This window comes from Micromonospora sp. NPDC023966 (assembly GCF_040639095.1).
Lineage (GTDB): Bacteria > Actinomycetota > Actinomycetes > Mycobacteriales > Micromonosporaceae > Micromonospora.
The window spans coordinates 1-19561 of sequence record NZ_JBEZZJ010000058.1 but is presented as its reverse complement, the minus strand read 5'-3'; the positions used below and the strand labels follow the sequence as shown (position 1 = coordinate 19561).

The 19561-nt window shown below is 74.4% G+C and carries 14 protein-coding genes and 1 pseudogene; 6 read left to right on the top strand and 9 right to left on the bottom strand.

The features are described 5' to 3' along the window. Positions 1-134 precede the first annotated feature (134 nt). The 3 genes from AB0F68_RS34225 to AB0F68_RS34215 are packed head-to-tail and all read left to right on the top strand — an operon-like array spanning position 135 to position 3900. Positions 135-2546: a nitrate- and nitrite sensing domain-containing protein gene (locus tag AB0F68_RS34225; protein ID WP_357345869.1), complete on the top strand. Its 2412-nt coding sequence runs from the start codon at positions 135-137 to the stop codon at positions 2544-2546. Then, positions 2543-2935 (top strand): roadblock/LC7 domain-containing protein, encoded by a 393-nt coding sequence (locus tag AB0F68_RS34220; RefSeq protein WP_357345867.1) that lies wholly within the window; start codon positions 2543-2545, stop codon positions 2933-2935. Before AB0F68_RS34225 ends, AB0F68_RS34220 begins: the two co-directional genes overlap by 4 nt. Next, a complete protein-coding gene (locus tag AB0F68_RS34215) occupies positions 2932-3900 on the top strand; it encodes a TAXI family TRAP transporter solute-binding subunit (RefSeq protein ID WP_357345865.1) in 969 nt (322 codons plus the stop codon). The genes AB0F68_RS34220 and AB0F68_RS34215 overlap by 4 nt, the downstream gene beginning before the upstream one ends. Positions 3901-3904: 4 nt before the next feature. Here AB0F68_RS34215 and AB0F68_RS34210 read toward each other — a convergent pair whose 3' ends face one another. From AB0F68_RS34210 to AB0F68_RS34190, 5 genes are all read right to left on the bottom strand, one after another. Beyond that, the gene (locus tag AB0F68_RS34210; protein ID WP_357345863.1) at positions 3905-4441 is read right to left on the bottom strand and encodes a hypothetical protein; all 537 of its coding nucleotides are present in this window, start codon (positions 4439-4441) and stop codon (positions 3905-3907) included. Further along, the gene (dnaG, locus tag AB0F68_RS34205) at positions 4441-6333 is read right to left on the bottom strand and encodes a DNA primase (protein WP_357345861.1); all 1893 of its coding nucleotides are present in this window, start codon (positions 6331-6333) and stop codon (positions 4441-4443) included. The genes AB0F68_RS34210 and dnaG overlap by 1 nt, the downstream gene beginning before the upstream one ends. A gap of 69 nt (positions 6334-6402) precedes the next feature. Further along, positions 6403-6654 carry a helix-turn-helix transcriptional regulator gene (locus tag AB0F68_RS34200; protein ID WP_189194803.1) on the bottom strand — a complete coding sequence of 84 codons (252 nt, stop codon included), beginning with the start codon at positions 6652-6654 and terminating at the stop codon, positions 6403-6405. Positions 6655-6664: 10 nt separating this feature from the next. Further along, complete coding sequence (locus tag AB0F68_RS34195; RefSeq protein WP_357345858.1) at positions 6665-7516, bottom strand: ABC transporter permease; 852 nt, start codon at positions 7514-7516, stop codon at positions 6665-6667. Then, the gene (locus AB0F68_RS34190; protein WP_357345856.1) at positions 7513-8487 is read right to left on the bottom strand and encodes an ABC transporter ATP-binding protein; all 975 of its coding nucleotides are present in this window, start codon (positions 8485-8487) and stop codon (positions 7513-7515) included. The genes AB0F68_RS34195 and AB0F68_RS34190 overlap by 4 nt, the downstream gene beginning before the upstream one ends. Positions 8488-8589: 102 nt before the next feature. Between AB0F68_RS34190 and AB0F68_RS34185 the strand changes: the two genes are divergently transcribed. Beyond that, positions 8590-10563, top strand: coding sequence for an acyltransferase family protein (locus tag AB0F68_RS34185; RefSeq protein WP_357345854.1), 1974 nt, complete (start codon positions 8590-8592; stop codon positions 10561-10563). A gap of 4 nt (positions 10564-10567) precedes the next feature. Here the strand turns inward: AB0F68_RS34185 and AB0F68_RS34180 are convergent, their stop codons facing one another. From AB0F68_RS34180 to ppdK, 4 genes are all read right to left on the bottom strand, one after another. Then, entirely contained in the window at positions 10568-11407 is an 840-nt protein-coding gene (locus AB0F68_RS34180) for a siderophore-interacting protein (protein WP_357345852.1), read from the bottom strand. A gap of 77 nt (positions 11408-11484) precedes the next feature. Then, a complete protein-coding gene (locus AB0F68_RS34175; RefSeq protein ID WP_357345850.1) occupies positions 11485-12729 on the bottom strand; it encodes a deoxyguanosinetriphosphate triphosphohydrolase in 1245 nt (414 codons plus the stop codon). Between the two features lie 57 nt (positions 12730-12786). After that, the gene (locus tag AB0F68_RS34170; protein WP_357345848.1) at positions 12787-13140 is read right to left on the bottom strand and encodes a VOC family protein; all 354 of its coding nucleotides are present in this window, start codon (positions 13138-13140) and stop codon (positions 12787-12789) included. A gap of 126 nt (positions 13141-13266) precedes the next feature. Then, the gene (gene ppdK / locus AB0F68_RS34165) at positions 13267-16002 is read right to left on the bottom strand and encodes a pyruvate, phosphate dikinase (protein WP_357345846.1); all 2736 of its coding nucleotides are present in this window, start codon (positions 16000-16002) and stop codon (positions 13267-13269) included. Positions 16003-16395: 393 nt separating this feature from the next. On the opposite strand from ppdK, the gene AB0F68_RS34160 reads away from it, so the two are divergent. Both AB0F68_RS34160 and AB0F68_RS34155 read left to right on the top strand, forming a co-directional pair. After that, positions 16396-18201, top strand: a complete 1806-nt coding sequence (locus AB0F68_RS34160; protein ID WP_357345870.1) for a family 20 glycosylhydrolase — start codon at positions 16396-16398, stop codon at positions 18199-18201. Between the two features lie 1137 nt (positions 18202-19338). Continuing rightward, positions 19339-19561 (top strand): annotated as a pseudogene (locus AB0F68_RS34155) (phytochelatin synthase); the annotation flags it as partial.

The window sequence follows — 19561 nt, the reverse complement described above, 5'->3', positions numbered from 1 at the left end:
CCAACCCCCCCCGCGGGGGGGTTTCAGCGGGGGGCGGCCGGGGCCCTTACGCCCCGCGCCGCGGGTCCCCCCCCCCCGCCGGGCGGGGCGCCCCCCCCGGGCCCCGGCCCTCCGACCTCGACCGGGAGCCCCCCGTGCCGCTGCCCCACCCCGCCCGCGTACGCCGGCACCACCGGCCTGCGGACCGCACCGGGCACCTCCGCTCGGTCCGGGTCCAACTGCTCGCGCCGATCCTGGTGGCCACGGTCGGCCTGGTGGTGCTCGGCGCCGCCCAGACCGACGCCGCGCTCGACGCCTCCGCCGACGCCGACCGGGCCCGCGTGCTCGCCGGCACCGCCACCGCCACCGTGCGGCTGGTCCACGAGGTGGAACGCGAACTCGGCGAGACGGCGGCGCTGCGCCAGCGCGGCGGCACCGCCGGCCGGCCGCTGGTGGACGCGCAGCGGCGCCGGGTGGACGCGGCGGTCGCCCGGTACCGCGCCGCCGGCCGGGACGCCCGGGAGGCCGCCCCGGACCTGGCCGTGGTGCTCGACGACGCCGACGGCCGGCTCGGCCAGCTCGCGCCGACCCGGAACCTGGCGCTGGGCGGGGACGGCGGCGACCCGGCGTACGGGACGCTGGTCGAGTCGCTGCTCGCCGTCGCCGACGCGCTGCCCGCCCAGCTCCGCGACGCCGAGCTGGCCAACGAGGCACGGGAGGTGGCCGCGGTGGCCGCCCAGGAGCACCTCTCGGCACTGGAACGCGACCTGCTGCGCGGCGTGTTCGTGCGGGGCGCGCTGGTCCGGGGCGAGCTGGCCCGGCTCGGCCGGCTCCGGGGGGCCCGGGAGCAGCGCCAGGCCGAGTTCCTCCGGATCGCCGCCGCCCCGGCCAACTCCGCCTGGTACCGGCTGGTCGGCGGCCCCGACGTGGAGACGGCCCGGCGGATGCGCGACGCCGTGCTGGACACCGACGGCGGGCCGGAGTCGCTGAAGACCGACGGCGACGCCTGGTACGTGGCGCAGAGCGGCACCATCCGCCGCTACAACCTGCTCGGCCGGGAACTCTCCGACGAGCTGGACCGGGACGCCGCCGCGCTGGCCCGGGTCGCCCGCCAACGGGCCCTGCTCACCGCCGGCGCGACCAGCACGGTGGCGCTCGGCTCGCTGCTCACCGCCGGGCTGCTGGCGGTCCGGACCAGCCGGCGGCTGCGCCGGCTGCGGGTCGCGGCGCTCACCATGGCGAACCGGGAGCTGCCGGAGCGGATCACCGCGATCGCCGCGGGCGGGGGCGCGCCGGGCGAGGGCACGGCCAGCCGGCTGACCGACGGGATCCGCCGGGGCGGGGACGAGGTGGCCCAGGTGGCCGAGGCGTTCGACACGGTCAACAAGGCCGCGTTGCGGCTCGCCGGCGAGCAGGCCGAGCTGCGGCTGGACGTGACCCGGATGGCCGAGGCGCTGGCCCGGCGGATCCGTACGCTGATCACCCGCCAGCTCCGCCTGCTCGACGAGTTCGAACGCGAGGAGACCGACCCGGACGCGCTGGCCCGGCTCTTCGCCCTGGACCACCTCGCCGCCCGGCTGCGCCGCAACGGGGAGAACCTGCTGGTCCTCGCCGGCGGCGAGCCCGGGCGGGGGCACGAGGGCGCGCTGCTCCTCGACGACGTGGTCCGGGCAGCGGCCTCCGAGATCGAGGACTACCCGCGGGTGGAGATCGACGTGCCGACCGCCGCCGTGCCCGGCGCGGCCGCGGGCAACCTGGTGCACCTGCTGGCCGAGCTGCTGGAAAACGCCACCGTCTACTCCCCACCGGACTCCCGGGTGCTGGTCGACGGGCGGCGCACCGTGGACGGGCTCACCCTGCGGGTGCACGACCAGGGCATCGGCATCAGCGAGACCCGGCTGGCCACCATCAACGAGCGGCTCGCCGCGCCGGCCACGCTGTCCAGCGCCGCGGCCGGCAGCATGGGCCTGCACGTGGTGGCCCACCTGGCCGCCCGGCACGACATCCGGGTGCGGCTGCACCACACCGCGAGCGGCACGGTCGCCCAGGTGGAAGTGCCCGAGGCGCTGCTGACCCGGGTCGAGTCGGCGACCCGGCGGCCGGCCGACGAGCGCCGCCCGCCGACCGGCCGCGGCGCGGCCTGGTTCCGGCCCAGGGCCACCGGCCCGGCGCCACGGCGGCCGGCCACCGCCACCCGGGACCTGGTCACCACCACCCCCGAGCCGGCCGGCGCCGGGCCGGTGACCGACGGACCGCCGGCCGCCGGCGCCGTCCGGGGCGTCGCGGCCGTACGCGCGCCGGGCGCCGCCCTGCTGGCGCCGAGCGCCGCCCGGATCCGGCCGGCGAGCACCCCGGCGTCCCCGCCGGCCACCGGCGCCGCACTGCCGCGCCGCACCCGGGGCGGGCAGCTTCCCGCACCGCTGCCCAGCACCGCCCCGCCGCCCCGGCCCGCCGACGACCTGCTCGACCCCGAGGTGGTACGCGCCCGCCTGTCCGCCCTCGCCGAGGGGGTGGCCAGCGCGATGCGCCGTGCCCCGCACACCACACCCACCGGGAGAAATCCATGACCTCACCCGTGACCGCCGGACTCGACTGGCTGCTGGCGAACTTCGCCGAGCAGGTGCCGGACGTGTCGCACGCCCTCGCGGTGTCCGAGGACGGCCTGCGGCTGGCCGCGTCCCCCGACCTCGCGCCCGACCAGGTCGACCAGCTCGCCGCCGTGATCAGCGGGTTGGCCAGCCTGACCGTGGGCGCGGCCCGGCTGATGTCCGCCGGGCGGGTACGCCAGCAGATCGTCGACATGGACGGCGGGGTGATGCTGGTGATGGCGGTCGGCGAGCGGGCGCTGCTCGGGGTGCTCGCCGCGCCCGGCTGCGACCTGGGGCAGATCGGCTACGAGACGGCGACGCTGGTCCAGCGGGTGGCGGAGGCGCTGGAACCGGCGGTCCGCCGGTGACCGGCCGCCCGCTGCGGCTGGTCGCCGCGCTCCTGCTGGCCGCCCTGGTGGCCGGCTGCGGCGGAGCCGACACCGGGCCGCGGGCCTGGCACGACGGGCGGATCTTCCTGGCCACCGGCAACACCACCGGCGTCTACTACCAGCTCGGCGGCGGCTACGCCGACCTGATCAGCCGGCACCTGCCCGGCTACGAGGCGCGGGCCGAGCCGACCGGCGCCTCGGTGGAGAACATCACCCGGCTGGCCGGCGGCGACATGGAGATCGCCTTCAGCCTGGCCGACACGGCCGCGGACGCGGTCAGCGGCCGGGGCGCGTTCGACGGCCAGCCCCAGCCGGTACGGGCGCTGGCCCGGGTCTACAGCAACTACACCCACGTGATCGTCCGGACCGGCGGGAAGATCGCCAGCTTCGCCGACCTGCGCGGCAAGCGGATCTCCACCGGCTCGCCGAAGTCCGGCACCGACATCATCGCCGGGCGGCTGCTCACCGCCGGGGGGATCGACCCGGACCGGGACATCCAGCGGCTCAACCTGTCGCTGCCGGAGACCGTGAAGCGGATGCGGGCGGGCAGCCTGGACGCGATGTTCTTCTCCGGGGGCCTGCCCACCCCGGGGATCAACGACCTGCTCGCCAGCGCTCCCGGGGCGTTCCGGCTGCTTCCGCTCACCGAGCTGATCGAGCCGCTGGGCGCCCGCTACGGCTCGGTCTACACCACCGCGACCCTCCCCAAGGAGGTCTACGGCACCCCGGCGGCCACCCCGACCATCACCGTGGCGAACGTGATCCTGGTGGCGGCGGACATGCCGGACCAGCTCGCGTACGACCTGACCCGGGTGCTCTTCACCTGGCAGGGCGAGCTGATCAGGGTGCACCCGGAGGCGGCGAACTTCACCCGGGAGAGCGCCGCCCTCACCGAGCCGATCCCGCTGCACCCGGGCGCGATGCGCTACTACCGCAACGGCTGACGGCTCAGAGGTCCGCGGGAGCGGTGGCGGCCCGGGCCGCGGCGACCAGCCGGTCGGTCTCGGCGGCCACCGCCTCGTCGTCGGTGGGCGTGCCCGGGTCGTAGCGCACCGTCCAGGTCAGCCCGTCCACACCGGGCACCCGGCGGGCGGCGATCCGGCCGGCGCCGCCGGGCACCGGGTGGTGCGCGGTGTACGCGACCGAGCGGGTGACCCGGGCCCGCACCTGGTGCGGCAGGTCGCCCGGGTCGAGCAGCAGGTAGGTCTCGGCCGGGCAGTCGGCCACCACCAGGTAGCCGTCCCGCTCGGCGACCCGGTCGGCGGGGGTGACGGTGAGTTCGCGGCCGGACCAGACCGCCTTGAGGACGTCGTGCCAGCCGATCCGCTCTCCCCGGCCGGGCAGCCAGAGGCCGAGGTTGCTGGCCACCACCACGCCGTCGCCCTCGCCGTTGCCGACGGCGGCCCAGGCGAGCACCCGCTCGTCGGCGTGCAGCGGCGGCCGGTCGGCGGGCGGCAGCTTCGGCTTGCGACTGAAGAGTCCCATCACAGCCCTCCGGCGGCCTGCTCGCGCAGCGCCCGCGCGTGCTGTTCCAGCGAGAGCAGCTCCCCGAAGAGGGCGAAGTACTCGTCCTTGTTGCTCACCGGGTTGATCCGCTGGATCTTCGACTTGAGGTCCTTGATCCGCCCGGTCACCGAGCCCCACTGGAGGTGGGCCATGGTGATCGAGACGTACCGGGGGTCGGGCTCGCCGTCGATGCGCAACGGCTCCACGGCCAGCTCGCCGACGAGCGCCTGACCGGCCAGGTCGTCGCAGGCGTCGCGGACCTGCTCGATCCAGACCGCGCCGCCGGCGGCGGTCGCCGCCCCGCCGGCCGCGGCGATGGCCGCGCGGACCGCCGCGTGCACGGGGTGCCGGTATTCGGCCGCCTCGACCGCGTCGAACATCGGGCCGGCCAGCACCGGCTCCTGGAGGGCGAGCTTCAGCGCCTCGCGCTCGACCATCGACCGTGGACTGTCCACGGTGGGCGCGGCCGGGGCGGGGCGGGCCGGTGCGGTCGCCTCTCCGGCGGGCTGCCCGTGGGCGGCGGCCAGCACCGCGCGCTGCACCGGCTCGATCTCCATGCCGAGGTCGCCGGCGAGCTTGCGGACGTACTCCGGGCGCTTCTCCCGGTCCTTGATCTTGGCGACCAGCGGGGCGGCCCGGCGCATCGCCTCCACCCGGCCGTCGACGGTGTCCAGGTCGTAGCGGTTGATCACGTGGCGGAGCGCGAAGTCGACCAGCGGCTCGCGGCGGGCGACCAGGTCGCGGACGGCCAGGTCGCCCTTGGCCAGGCGCAGCTCGCACGGGTCCATGTTGTCGGGGCTGACCGCGATGAAGGTACGGCCGACGAAGCGCTGGTCGTCCTCGAAGGCGCGCAGGGCGGCCTTCTGCCCGGCGGCGTCCCCGTCGAAGGTGAAGATGATCTCGCCGGCCACCGCGTCGGTGTCCATGAGCAGCCGGCGCAGCACCCCGATGTGGTCGGCGCCGAACGCGGTGCCGCAGGTCGCCACCGCGGTGGGCACGCCGGCCAGGTGGCAGGCCATCACGTCGGTGTAGCCCTCGACCACCACCACCTTGCCCTGCTTGGCGATCTCCCGCTTGGCCTGGTCGATGCCGTAGAGGACGTGCGACTTCTTGTAGATCGGCGTCTCGGGGGTGTTCAGGTATTTCGGGCCGTCGTCGTCGTCGAAGAGCCGGCGGGCGCCGAAGCCGATCGTGTCGCCGGTCAGGTCGCGGATCGGCCAGAGCAGCCGGCGCCGGAACCGGTCGATCAGGCTGCCCGAGCGGGACGGGCGGGACAGCCCGGCGGTGACCAGCTCGTCGTGGGTGAAGCCCTGCTGGCGCAGGTGCTTGGTGAGCAGGTCCCAGGCGTCGGGGGCGAAGCCGCAGCCGTAGCGCTCGGCGGCGGCCCGGTCGAAGCCCCGCTGGGCGAGGAACTCCCGGGCCGGCCGGGCGCCGGCCGTGGTGAGCTGGGCGCGGTAGAACTCGACGGCGGCGGCGTGCGCGGCCACCAGGCGCTGGCGCTGCCCCTGCTGCGGGCGGGGGCGCGGGGTCGAGCGGTCGTCCTCGACGTAGCGCAGCTGGATGCCGGCGCGGTCGGCGAGCCGCTCGACGGACTCGACGAAGCTCAGGTGCTCGGCGTCCATCAGGAACTTGATCGCGTCGCCGCCGGCCCCGCAGCCGAAGCAGTACCAGACGTTGCGGGCCGGCGAGACGTTGAACGAGGGGCTCTTCTCGTCGTGGAACGGGCAGAGCCCCTTGAGGTTGCCGCCGCCGGCCGACTTGAGCGTCACCGTGTCGGAGATGACCTCGGCGATGGAGGTGCGCTCGCGGACCAGCGCGATGTCCTCGTCCCGGATCCGCCCCGCCATCTCCGCCACCTCCTCGGCGTACATCCTGCCCTGCCGGACCGACGATCCGGCGGTCGGGGGGACGGGCGTGTGGCGGACACCGCCCGCCCCCGGTCACGCCGAGCGACCGGCCCCGGTGGCGGCGTCCCCGATCCGGGGGAACGGCTCGATGGAGAAGACCACCTCGACCGGCACCTCGAAGTACGCGGCGATCCGCAGCGCCAGGTGCAGGCTGGGCCGGAACTCGCCCCGCTCCAGGTAGCCGACCGTCTGGTAGTGCACGCCCAGCGCGTCGGCGAGCTGCCGCCGGGAGATCCCCCGTTCGGCCCGCAGCACGGCGATCCGGTTGTGCACGGTCTCGCTCATCGGCGCCCTCTCATCCGACCCGCTGCATGGCCCGCTCCCGGCGGGCGGCCACCCGCGAGCCGGACTCGCGCCGGGCCATCCGCCGCAGCACCACCGGGGCCAGCACCAGCCCGAGCACCGCCCACGCGCCGAGCACGCCGAGGGTCTCCAGGTGCCGCCAGGAGCCGCCGAGTTCGACCGCCGCCAGGTCGGCGGGGAGCAGCGCCGAGCGCATGCCCAACCCTAGCCAGTAGACCGGGAAGACCTGGGCGACGCCCTGGAGCCAGCCGGGCAGGCCGTTGATCGGGTAGAAGATGCCGGAGAGCGCGATGAGACCGAAGATCGGCAGCACCACGAGGCCCATGTTCCGGGGGTTCTCGATCAGCGAGCCGATCACGGCGCCCAGCGGGAGCGTCGCCACCAGCCCGAGCGGCACCACCCAGGCCAGGGTGAGCCAGGCGCCGGGGTCGCCGAGCCGGATCCCGTCCAGGAAGAACAGCCCCGGCGTGAGCTGGAGCACCACCCCGATCAGCGACACCGCCGAGATCAGCACGATCTTGCCGATCAGGTAGCCGAGCATCCCGTTCGGCGTCGCCTTGGCACGCAGCAGGGTGCCGTCCTCCCGGTCGACGATGAGCTGCTGGGACAGGCCGAGCAGCCCGCCGAAGATCAGTCCCATGCCGATCGTGCTGGGCAGCGCCCGGGCGCCGAGGGAGAAGTCGGTGCCGGGCACCGTGGAGCCGCGCATGAAGAACATGGCGACCAGCAGGACCGCGGTCGGAAAGAAGTAGTTCCAGAGGTCCTGCGCGTTGGTGAAGGTGTTGCGCAGCTCGATCGTGCCGCGCCGGACACCGGCCCGGACGGCCGTCGCGGTCGGGTTCATCGCTCGCTCCCCTGCTGCCAGATCCGGGCGGTCCGGCCGGCCCGCAGCCCGGACTCCTCCTCGTGGACCAGCGTGATGTAGGCGTCCTCCAGGCTGGCCCGGCGGACCTCCAGCTCCTGCACCCGGTCGCCGTGCTCGCGGAGCAGGTCGCGCAGGAAGCCGGTGGCGTCGGCCGTGGCGTGCACGAAGCGCTCGCCGTCCCGGGTCCAGCGGATCTCCGCGTCGCCGGCGACCCGGCGGGACAGCTCGTCCGGCGACCCGTCGGCGATGATCCGGCCACCGGCCAGGATGAGGATCCGGTCGGCCAGCTTCTCGGCCTCGTCCAGGTCGTGCGTGGTGAGCAGGATGGTGGTCTCGTCCAGGTCGGCCAGGCGGTGCACCAGATCGTGGAACTCCCGCCGGGCGGCCGGGTCGAAGCCGACCGTCGGCTCGTCCAGGAAGAGCAGCTCCGGGCGGCCCACGATGCCGACCGCCACGTCGAGCCGGCGGCGCTGGCCGCCGGAGAGCTGATGCACCCGCTTGCCGGCGTGCGGGGTGAGGCCGACGGTGTCCAGCAGGTCGTCGATCGGCCAGGGCCGGGGGCTCCGGTCGGTGGCGTACGGCGCGTAGAAGTCGCCCAGGTGGGCCAGCAGGTCCCGGACCCGCCACTTGCCGTGGTCGCGCCAGGACTGGAGCACCACGCCCACCCGGGCGCGCCAGCGCTCGTCGCCCCGGCCGGGATCGACGCCGAGCACCCGGACCGACCCGGCCGAGCGCAGCCGGAAGCCCTCCAGGATCTCGATGGTGGTGGTCTTGCCGGCGCCGTTGGGGCCGAGCAGGGCGAGCACCTCGCCGCGCCGGGCGGTGAGGTCGACCCCGTGCAGCACGTCGACGGTGCCGTAGCGCATGCGCAGGTCGCGGACGTCGAGGACCAGGTCCTGATCGGGCGGATGAGGGGCCGCGGCGGCCCCCGGCAGTTCGACCGCAGTCATACCCCAGAATGTAGCACCTCTACTACAAGTCGCGGTACACCCGCTTCACCACCCCGGCGGGCGACCGGGTGTAAGGCGGCCGTCGACGGGCACAACCGGCCCATGTCGGGTACGAGCAGGGCGAGGATCCCGTACCAACCGGCGCTGGACGGTGTCCGCGCGCTCGCGGTCGCGGCTGTCCTCGCCTTCCACGGCGGGGTCGCCGCCCTCCCCGGTGGCTTCCTCGGGGTGGACGCGTTCTTCGTGCTGTCCGGGTTCCTGATCACGTCGCTGCTGCTGGCCGAGCACCGCGACACCGGCCGCATCGACCTGGTCGCCTTCTGGGGCCGGCGGGTGCGCCGGCTGCTTCCCGCACTGCTGCTGGTGCTGCTCGTGGTGCTGCTGGTCTCCCGCAAGCTGATGCCCGGCACCGAACTCGGCGCGCTGCGCTGGGACGCGCTGGCCGCGCTCGGGTACGTCGCCAACTGGCGGATGGCGAACCGGCACGGGGACTACTTCGCGGCCACCGGCAGCCCGTCCCCGCTGCAACACACCTGGTCGCTCGGCATCGAGGAGCAGTTCTACCTGCTCTGGCCGCTGCTGCTCATCGCGCTGCTGGGCTGGGCGGCCCGGCGGGGCGCGGTCCCGCCCGGCCGTCGGCTCGGCGCCGCGCTCCCGGTCGTCCTGCTGGGCGCGGCCGGGTCGGCGCTCGCCGCCGGGGCGCTGTTCACCCCGAACGCGCTGGACCGCGTCTACTACGGCACCGACACGCGGGCGGTCGCCCTGCTGGTCGGCGTCGGGCTGGCCGTGCTGCTGGCGCGGCGGAGCGAGGCGGTGACCGACCGGCCGGCCCGGCACCCGGTCCTCGGGGCGCTGGCGCTCGCCGGAGTCGCCCTCACCGGCTGGTGCTGGGCGAGCGCCGAAGGTGGCGACGCCTGGCTCTACCGGGGCGGCCTGACCGTGGCCGCCCTCGCGGTGGCGGCGGTCATCACCCACGCGGTGGTGAGCCCGGCGTCACCGACCGCACGGCTGCTCGCCCTGGCGCCGCTGGTCTGGCTCGGGCGGATCTCCTACGGCGTCTACCTCTGGCACTGGCCGCTGTTCCAGTGGCTCACCGCCGAGCGGACCGGGCTGACCGGGGTCGCCCTGCTCGCCGCCCGGTGCGCGGGGACGCTGGCCGTCGCCGCGGGGTCGTACCTGCTGGTGGAGCGTCCGATCCGACGGGCCCGGCGGCTGCCCCGGCTGGCGCCGGCGCTGGCCGGTACGGCGGTCGCCGGCGTGGCCGCGGTCGCCGTGCTGGGCACCGTGCCACCCGCACCGCCGCCGAACCCGACGATCGCCCTCGACGCCCCGTCCGCGACGGCCGGCGCCGCCTCCGGCTCCCCCACTCCGGTGCCTCCGGCACAGCGCCCGGGGCGGCGGCCCGGGCCACCCCGGCTCACCTTCCTCGGCGACTCCGTCTCCTGGTCGCTCGGCACCTACCTGCCGGAGCAGGAGAAGCTCACCGTCAGCGTGCGGGCCGTGCAGGGCTGCGGCATCGCCCGGCTCCCCGAGCTGCGCTACATCGGTGATCCACACCCGAACTACCCCGGCTGCGAGCACTGGGACGACCGCTGGCGGCGGGGCGTACGCGCCGACGACCCCGACGTCGCGGTCATCCTGCTCGACCGCTGGGAGCTGATGGACCGCAAGCTCGACGGGCGGTGGCAGCACGTCGGCCAGCCGGAGTTCGACCGGTATCTCGCCGGCGAGCTGGACCAGGCGATCGGCATCGCGTCCAGCCAGGGCGCGCACGTGACCCTGCTGACCGCGCCGTACACCCGGCGGGCGGAACGGCCGGACGGCGGCCTCTGGCCGGAGGACGACCCGGCCCGGGTGGACGCCTGGAACCGGCTGCTGCATGCGACGGCGGAACGGCACCACGCCACCGTGCTCGATCTCAACCGGCGGGCCTGCCCGGAGGGGCGGTTCAGCTGGGAGGCCGGCGGGGTGCGGGTACGCAGTGACGGCCTGCACTTCACACCGGAGGGCGTGCAGCGATGGATCGCCCCGTGGCTGCTCCCCCAGCTCTACCGGCTGGCGGTGCGGGGGGCCTGACCGCTCAGGCGGCGATGACCGCCGACTCCTCGGCCTCGACCTGGGCGTTCCAGGCCGCCTTGGTGGAGCGCCAGCCCTCGTCGTCCATGCCGCGGCGCCAGTAGCCGGAGATCGACAGGTCGCTCCGGGGCACCCCCCGCTCGACCCGCAGCAGCCGGCGCAGCTCCTTGACCGCGCTGGCCTCGCCGTGCACGAAGGCGTGCACCCGGCCGGGCGGGAAGTCCAGCGCGCGGAGCGCCTCGACCAGCGGCTCGCCCACCGGGCGGCCGGCGCGGTGCAGCCAGCGCAGCTCGACCGCGCCCGCGCTGGCCAGCGGCAGCTCGTCGGCGGGGCCGCCCACCTCGACGTAGACCTTGGCGGGCGCGCCGGCGGGGAGCCGCTCCAGCGCGGCGGCGATCGCCGGCAGCGCGCTCTCGTCCCCGGCCAGCAGGTGCCAGTCGGCCGCCGGGTCGGGGGCGTACGCGCCGCCGGGGCCGGTGAACAGCACCGGGTCGCCGGGGCGCAGCCCGGCCGCCCACGGCCCGGCCAGCCCCTCGTCGCCGTGGTGCACCACGTCCACGGTCAGCTCGCCGGCCGCCGCGTCCCAGGCCCGCACCGTGTACGCCCGCAGCCGCGGCCACTGCTGCGCCGGGAACTCGCGCTTGATGGTGGCCAGGTCGGTCGGGTGCGGATAGCGCACCCCGGCCGGCGGGAAGACGAACTTCACGTAGTGGTCGGTGTAGGCGCCCACCGGCAGGCCGGTCAGCTCCGCACCGCCGAGCACGAGGCGGATCAGGTGCGGGGTGGGCCGCTCGGTCCGGACGACCGTGGCGGCGGTGAGCTTCTTGGGGCGCTGCTCCGTCATGCTTCTTAGGCTAGCCTAAGCTGCTGAGCCCTCCCACCAGGCTGTCCGACTGCGGACCCGGTGGGCTTCCGGACGGGTCAGCGGCGCGCAACCAGCCGGGCGTGCCAGGCCAGGGCGGCCGGGTCGGTGAGCGAGGCGACCTGGTCGACCACCACCCGCAGCCGGGCGGCGTCGTCGGGGGCGGCCCGCCACAGCGGCGCGAAGACCGGGTCGAGCGCGTCCGAGGCCCGGTCGAGCAGGGCGGCGACCAGGTCGGCGAGGATCTCCTGCTGCTGTGCGTACCGGGGGCCGGCGCCGGGGCGGCGCATGACGTAGCGCAGGGCGATGCCCTTGAGCAGCGCGCACTGGGCCCGGATCCGGCGCGGCACCACGAGGTCGGCGGCGTAGCGGCGGTGCGGGCCGGGGCCGTGGCGCTCCTGGGTGGCGGCCACCACCGTCGACACGAAGCGGCCGGTGAGCACGCTGGTGGTGGTCTTCAGCGCGACCAGCGCCCGGTGGCTGCCGTCGTACGCGGCGAGCGGGGCGAGCACCGGGTCGGCGAGCAGCGCGGCCAGCACCTCGCCCAGGTCCTCCGGGGCCTCCCCCGAGTACGCGGCCGCCACGTCGGCGCAGAGTGCCCGCCGCTCGTCGGCGTCCACGAGAAGCGGGCGCAGGCTGACGTAGCCGCCGTGGATGCCGTCCTCGACGTCGTGCACCGAGTACGCCACGTCGTCGGCCCAGTCCATCACCTGCGCCTCCAGGCAGCGCCGGTCGCCGGGCGGGGCGCCGGCGCGCAGCCAGGCGAAGACCGGGCGATCGTCGGCGTACACCCCGAACTTGCGTCGGCCGGGCCGGCGCTCCCAGGGGTACTTGCCGACCGCGTCGAGCGAGGCCCGGGTCAGGTTGAGCCCGGCGGAGCGGCCGTCCGGCGCCAGCACCTTGGCCTCCAGCCGGGTGAGCACCCGCAGGGTCTGCGCGTTGCCCTCGAAGCCGCCGCAGTCGGCGGCCAGCGCGTCCAGGGCCTCCTCGCCGTTGTGCCCGAAGGGCGGGTGGCCGAGGTCGTGCGCCAGCCCGGCGGTATCCACCACGTCCGGGTCGCAGCCGAGCCGGGCGCCCATCTCCCGGGCGATCTGCGCCACCTCCAGCGAGTGGGTCAGCCGGGTACGCAGGAAGTCGTCGGTGCCGGCGGTGTGCACCTGGGTCTTCGCGGCGAGCCGGCGGAACGCCGCCGAGTGCAGCACCCGGGCTCGGTCCCGCTCGTACGGCGACCGCCCGTACCCCGTGTCCTTGGGCGCCTCGGTGACCAGGCGCGCCGCGTCGTCAGGGCCGGGACCCGCGGTCAACCGTCATCCCCGCTGCCGTTCCGCCTCTGCTCGCGACTGCGGGCTCGCAGACCCGGCTCACTCCCCGCGCTCACGAAGAACGCAGAACTCGTTGCCCTCCGGGTCGGCCAGCACGGTCCACTCCACCCCGCCCTGCCCGACGTCGACGTGCCGGGCGCCCATGTCGACCAGGCGCTCCACCTCGGCCTCGAGGTCGGCCGGGCGCAGGTCGATGTGCAGCCGGTTCTTGCCTTCCTTGGGGCCGCTGACCGGGACGAAGACGATGCCGGGCAGCGCGTCGGGCGCGCGGCGGATCTCCACCTCGTCCGGCTTGTCGCTGATCACCTGGTAGCCGAGCGCCTCCGCCCACCAGTGGGCGAGCCGGGACGGATCCTGGGCGTCGACCGTCAGGTTCTCCCAGACGCTGGTCATGCGGCCACCCTTCCTGATCGACACGTACGCGGGAGCCCAGGTTACGCCCGGCGGGCCGGAATGGCGCGCCCGGACGCAAGCGGGGCCACCGACCTGAGCGCCGGCGGCCCCGGATGCGTCACGCGGTCAGCGGGAGTCGGAGCCGGTGGTGCTGATCGCCGCGCGACCGGCCTCCAGCCGCGCCACCGGCACCCGGAACGGGGAGCAGGAGACATAGTCGAGGCCGACCTCGTGGAAGAAGTGCACCGAGTCCGGGTCGCCGCCGTGCTCGCCGCAGACGCCGAGCTTCAGCCCCGGCCGGGCCGCCCGGCCCTCCTCGGCGGCGATCCGGACCAGCCGGCCGACGCCCTCCCGGTCGATCGACTCGAACGGCGAGATGCCGAAGATGCCCAGTTCCAGGTAGCGCCAGAAGAACGCGCCCTCGACGTCGTCGCGGGAGAAGCCCCACGCCATCTGGGTGAGGTCGTTGGTGCCGAAGGAGAAGAACTGCGCCGCCTCGGCGATCTGCCCGGCGGTCAGCGCCGCCCGCGGCACCTCGATCATCGTGCCGATCAGCACGTCGACCGCCTTCTCCCGGGTCACCTCCGCGATGATCTTTTCCGCCTCGGCGCGGACCGTCTCCAGCTCCTGCACCGCGCCGACCAGCGGGACCATGATCTCCGGCCGGGGGTCGCCGCCACGCTGGGCACACGCGACCGCCGCCTCGACGATCGCCCGGACCTGCATCGCGAAGAGTCCGGGGATGACCAGGCCGAGGCGTACACCGCGCAGGCCCAGCATCGGGTTCTCCTCGTGCATCCGCCGGACGGCGGCGAGCAGCGCCTCCTCCTTGGCCACGTCCTCGCCGCGCTCCTGGGCGACCGCGACGTTGACCGCGAGCTGCTCGAGCGGGGGCAGGAACTCGTGCAGCGGCGGGTCGATCAGCCGCACGGTGACCGGCAGGCCGTCCATCTCGCGGAAGATCTCGATGAAGTCCTCCCGCTGCAACGGCAGCAGCGCGGAGAGCGCCTTCTCCCGCTCCTGCTCGGTGGCCGCGAGGATCAGCCGCTCGACCAGCTCCCGGCGGTCGCCGAGGAACATGTGCTCGGTGCGGCACAGGCCGATGCCCTCGGCCCCGAACCGCCGCGCCCGGGCCGCGTCCGCCCCGGTGTCGGCATTCGTCCGGACCAGCAGCCGCCGCTTGGCGTCGGCGTGCGTCATGATCCGGCGTACGGCGCGGACCAGCGGGTTGTCGATGTGCTCCGGGTCGAGGCTGCCTTCGAAGTACTGCACCACCTCGGACGGCATGACCGGGACCTCGCCCAGGTAGACCTTGCCGGTGGTGCCGTCGATGGAGACGACGTCGCCCTCGTTCACGGTCTGCCCGGCGACGATGAACTTCTTCGCCGGCACGTTGACGTCGAGCTCGTCCGCGCCGGAGACACACGTCTTGCCCATGCCCCGGGCCACCACCGCGGCGTGGCTGGTCTTGCCACCGCGGGAGGTGAGGATGCCCTTGGCGGCGATCATGCCGTTGAGATCGTCGGGGTTGGTCTCCCGGCGGACCAGGATCACCGACTCCCCCTCGGCGGCCAGCTCGACCGCACGCGCGGAGGTGAAGACCACCTTGCCCGAGGCGGCGCCGGGTGAGGCGCCGATGCCCTTGGCGACCGGCTGGAACTCGTGGTCGAGCCGGAAGCGCGGGAACATCAGCTGCGCGAGCTGCGCGCCGTTGACCCGGTGCAGCGCCTCGTCCAGGTCGATCAGGCCCTCGTCGACGAGCTGGCCCGCGATCACGAACGCGGCGGCGGCGGTGCGCTTGCCGACCCGGGTCTGGAGCATCCAGAGCTTGCCACGCTCGATGGTGAACTCGATGTCGCAGAGGTCCTTGTAGTGCTCCTCGAGCCGGGCCATGTAGTCGAGCAGCTCGTCGTAGGACTTCTTGTCGATCCGCTCCAGCTCCTGCAACGGCACGGTGTTGCGGATGCCGGCCACCACGTCCTCGCCCTGGGCGTTGGCCAGGTAGTCGCCGTAGATGCCCTGCGCGCCGCTGGCCGGGTCGCGGGTGAACGCCACCCCGGTGCCGGAGTCGGAGCCGAGGTTGCCGAAGACCATGGCCACCACGTTGACCGCGGTGCCCAGGTCGGCCGGGATGCGCTCCTGACGGCGGTAGACCACCGCGCGCTCGGCGTTCCACGACTCGAAGACCGCGCGGATGGCCAGGTCGAGCTGCTCGCGCGGCTCCTGCGGGAACTCCCGCCCGGTGTGCTTGGCGAAGATCTTCTTGTACGCGTCGACCAGCCCGCGCAGGTCGTCGGCGTCCAGGTCGAGGTCGTTGTGCGTGCCCTTCGCGCGCTTGGCGTCGTCCAGCGCGTGCTCGAACTCCTCGCCCGGCACCTCGCAGACGGTCTTGCCGAACATCTGGATCAGACGGCGGTAGGAGTCCCAGGCGAACCGGTCTGCGCCGCCGGAGGCGGCCGAGTCAGCTCGGCCGCTGGCCTGTCGTGCGAGTCCTTCTACGCTGCGGTCGTTGAGACCGACGTTGAGGACGGTCTCCATCATGCCGGGCATGGAGAACTTGGCACCGGAGCGGACCGAGACCAGCAGCGGGTCCTGCGGGTCACCCAGCTTGCGGCCCATCTCCCGTTCCAGGGCTTCCAGGTGCGCTTCGATCTGGTCGGCCAGCCCGTCCGGCTCCCGGCCCGTCGTCAGGTACGCCTTGCAGGCCTCGGTGGTGATGGTGAAGCCGGGCGGCACCGGCAGGCCGAGATTGGTCATCTCGGCCAGGTTGGCCCCCTTGCCGCCGAGCAGGTCCTTGAGGTCCTTGTTGCCCTCGACGAAGTCGTAGACGTACTTGTGCTCGACCGTCTCTTGCGCTGCCACCAGAGCCTCCCACGCGCGCCATTGACACTTAACGAAGGTTCAGTTCGGACATACCCCGGGAGCGACCACCGGTAATCCCGGCGTCGTCAGCGATCGGTGGGCGAAGGTTAAGCGAAGTTCGGGTGGCCTGGGACCGTTCGGTGACAATCGGCACAACAGTCACCACTATCCGCGTCCGTACCGGTTTTTGGGAACGCTTCCACGCGCACTATCACGCAATTCCGATTCCCCTCGTACTCTTGACGGCACTGGTTCTGCTGAACCTGACCTTTGCCATATCCCGCGCAAATACACCCCGGAGCCGTCGCCGTGCCGACCACCCCCGCCTCCCCCATCGAGAGCGGTCCCGAGCCGCTCGACCGCCTCCCCGGCCGCCAGCCGACCGCCGCCGAGATGGCCCGCACCGCCGCCCGACGGGCCGGCGACCTCCTGGCCCCGCCGGCTCCGGTCCGCCTGGGCGACGTGGTGCCCGCGCCCGAGCAGGTACTCCCCGACCCGACGGCCGATTTCACCCTGTCTTCGGACGCCGTGATCCAGGTCAGCCCCGGCGCCCGGGACGTGGCCGAGCAGCTCGCCGAATGGCTGCGCCCGGCCACCGGCTACCCACTGCCGGTCGCCGACACCGCGCCAGCAGACGCGCTCGTGCTCACCCTGTCCGCCGCAGGCACGGCATCCCCCTCCGCCGCGTCAACGCGCCTCGAGACGGCTCCCAGCGCGGCGGCTGCCAGCGCGGAGGCTCCCGGCGCGGCGGCTGCCGGCGCGGCGGCTCCCGGCGCGGCGGCTCCCGGCGCGGCGGCTCCTGGCGCGGCGACCGGGCGCGAGGGCGCGGTGCCGGCCGCGGGCTCGCCCGGAGGCCCGGCCGCCGTCGACCCGGACGCGGGGGCCGACCGGCCCGGCGGGCTGGGCGACGAGGGCTACCGCCTGGACGTGACCCGCGACGGCGTGCGGATCACCGCCACCACCGCCGCCGGCCTCTTCCACGGCGCGCAGACGCTGCGGCAGCTCCTGCCCGCCGCGATCGACGGCGCCGCCCCGGTCGCCGAGCGCTGGGCCGTGCCCGGCGGCACGATCGTCGATCGACCGCGCTTCCCCTACCGGGGCGCCATGCTCGACGTGGCGCGCCACTTCTTCCCCGTCGAGGACGTGCTGCGGGTGGTCGACCACCTGGCCCGGTACAAGCTCAACCACCTGCACCTGCACCTCACCGACGACCAGGGCTGGCGGATCGCCGTCGACTCCTGGCCCCGGCTCGCCGAGGTCGGCGGGGCCACCGAGGTGGGCGGCGGCCCCGGCGGCTGCTACACCCAGGCCGACTACCGGCGGATCGTCGCGTACGCCGCCCGCCGCCACGTCACCGTGGTGCCGGAGATCGACCTGCCGGGGCACACCAACGCGGCCCTGGTCGCCTACCCGGAGCTGGCGCCCGGCAAGATCCCGCCGCCGCCCTACACCGGCACCGAGGTCGGCTTCAGCTACGTCGACCCGGCCGACGAGCGGACGTACGCCTTCGTCGCCGACGTGGTCGGCGAGGTGGCCGCCCTGACCCCCGGCCCGTGGCTGCACCTCGGCGGCGACGAGGCGTTCAAGGTGCCGGCCGACACCTACCGCGCCTTCGTCGAACGCGCCCAGACCCTGGTCGCGGCGACCGGGAAGACAGTGGTCGGCTGGCACCAGCTCGCCCCGGCCGGGCACGTCGACGGACGGGTGCTCCAGTGGTGGGGCACCAACGGCGACGACCCGGAAACCGCCGAGGCGGTACGCCGCGGCGCCCGCCTCATCCTCTCCCCCGGCAACCGCGTCTACCTGGACATGAAGTACACCGCCGACACCCCGATCGGGCACGACTGGGCCGGCCTCATCGACGTGCGGCGGGCGTACGACTGGGATCCGGGGACGCACCTCACCGGCGTACCGGCCGACGCGGTGCTGGGCGTGGAGGCGCCGCTCTGGACCGAATCGGTCACCACCCTCGCCGAGGTGGAGTTCATGCTCTTCCCCCGCCTGCCCGCCGTCGCCGAACTCGGCTGGTCGCCCCGTTCGACGCACGACTGGGCCGGCTTCCGCCAGCGGCTCGCCGGCCACGGCCCGCGCTGGACCGTCGCCGGCATCACGTTCCACCCCTCCCCGGACGTCCCCTGGCCCACAACGCCCGCCATCCCCACCCAACCCACCCGCGACACCACCGCCGACACCCACTGACACCTCCGCCACGCGTCCGGCGCTTCGGTGGAACACCATGTGTGTCTCCGCTCCCGTGAGACACACATGGCGTTCCACTCACCGCGTTAGAGGCGACGCAATGTGAGTGAATGTCCGGTCGCGCCATCTGCGACCGCTGCTGGAGGGCGGTCATCCGCTGACGAGACGGCCGGGCCGGGAAGCTTCCTCAACCCCGCCAAGCTGCCCGCGCTCTCGCGAGTTGACCAAGAGGTTTGCGTCCCAGAACGGGCCCGCCCGTGACGCAAACCTCTTGATCAACGCCGAGGGGGTCGGGCGACGGCGCGGGGTGGTGGGCGCTTCGGTGATCATGAGGGTAGCTGGTTGGTTTGTCCCGGTTCGGGGCGGCCAACTTCATGATCACCGTAGAGGGTTCCGGGGCTGCCGCCGCCGAGCACGCCGGTGACCACACCGGGGTGACTTGGGGGGGCGGCGCTAGCGTTGGCGGCGATCTCGGGGAGGTCGGCGGGGCCCGGATCGGTGGCCGGCTGCGTTGTGGCCGAGGTCTGGCGGTGGCAATCCGCAACGACACCCGCGCGGATCTTGGACAGTTTCCGTTCGCAGCGAACGGAAACGGTCCAAGATCGCAGCCGGCCTGCGCCGCCTGGGGTGGATGTCCGGTTCGCAATGGGCTGGGTGACGGCCGGATGCCCGGTTTCCCCGGGTGCCGTGGGGGTGGCCGGCGCCACTGCCGGGGCGGAATCATGCCGGGGGCGGGGTCGTTGAACATGGCAGACCGCGCAGCACCCCGCCCGACCTGAGAGTGAGGCCAGCTGCGGGTCGGAATGACCGGCCTCCACCGGCGGTTACATCCCCGGACCCCGCATCACCGGGTCCACCGCACCGGGTCAGCCGAGGGAATGACCTCCCGGCCCCGGTCGTTACATCCCCCGGACCGCGCACCACCGGTCCGAGCCGGTGAGCCAGGGAATCACCCCCGGCCCCCGGTCGTTACATCCCCCCGGGACGTCGGATCAGGCCGTGGGAATCGCTTCCCCGCCGCCGACGGTTACACCCCCGGACCGCCCGAGCAGGTCACCCCCGATCGCCGGGCCCAAGACTTTCCAGCCGCACGCGCACTTGCGTGTGCTGGACACCCCCGACAGAGAGGCACTCATCATGCGTACCGATCTGCTGCGTAACACCGTTCTGACCGCCGCTGGTGTCGCCGCGACCGCCGGTGGGATCGCCGGCCCCGCGATCGCCGCCCAGGCCACCCCCGCCGAGAAGGCCGCCCAGGTCAGCACCGACCGTAAGGGTCACGGCGAGCGGGAGCTGGACGTCCGCTACGAGGCCCAGCCGAACTTCTACTACTGCGGCCCCGCCGCCGCCCGCAACGCCA

Excerpts from the sequence above, each read along its gene's own strand:
- AB0F68_RS34185 (WP_357345854.1), top strand. The coding sequence starts at position 8,590 with ATGTCGGGTACGAGCAGGGCGAGGATCCCGTACCAACCGGCGCTGGAC.
- AB0F68_RS34170 (WP_357345848.1), bottom strand. The coding sequence starts at position 13,140 with ATGACCAGCGTCTGGGAGAACCTGACGGTCGACGCCCAGGATCCGTCC.
- AB0F68_RS34200 (WP_189194803.1), bottom strand. The coding sequence starts at position 6,654 with ATGAGCGAGACCGTGCACAACCGGATCGCCGTGCTGCGGGCCGAACGG.
- AB0F68_RS34190 (WP_357345856.1), bottom strand. The coding sequence starts at position 8,487 with ATGACTGCGGTCGAACTGCCGGGGGCCGCCGCGGCCCCTCATCCGCCC.
- AB0F68_RS34180 (WP_357345852.1), bottom strand. The coding sequence starts at position 11,407 with ATGACGGAGCAGCGCCCCAAGAAGCTCACCGCCGCCACGGTCGTCCGG.
- AB0F68_RS34220 (WP_357345867.1), top strand. The coding sequence starts at position 2,543 with ATGACCTCACCCGTGACCGCCGGACTCGACTGGCTGCTGGCGAACTTC.
- AB0F68_RS34160 (WP_357345870.1), top strand. The coding sequence starts at position 16,396 with ATGGCCCGCACCGCCGCCCGACGGGCCGGCGACCTCCTGGCCCCGCCG.
- AB0F68_RS34195 (WP_357345858.1), bottom strand. The coding sequence starts at position 7,516 with ATGAACCCGACCGCGACGGCCGTCCGGGCCGGTGTCCGGCGCGGCACG.
- AB0F68_RS34210 (WP_357345863.1), bottom strand. The coding sequence starts at position 4,441 with ATGGGACTCTTCAGTCGCAAGCCGAAGCTGCCGCCCGCCGACCGGCCG.
- dnaG (WP_357345861.1), bottom strand. The coding sequence starts at position 6,333 with ATGTACGCCGAGGAGGTGGCGGAGATGGCGGGGCGGATCCGGGACGAG.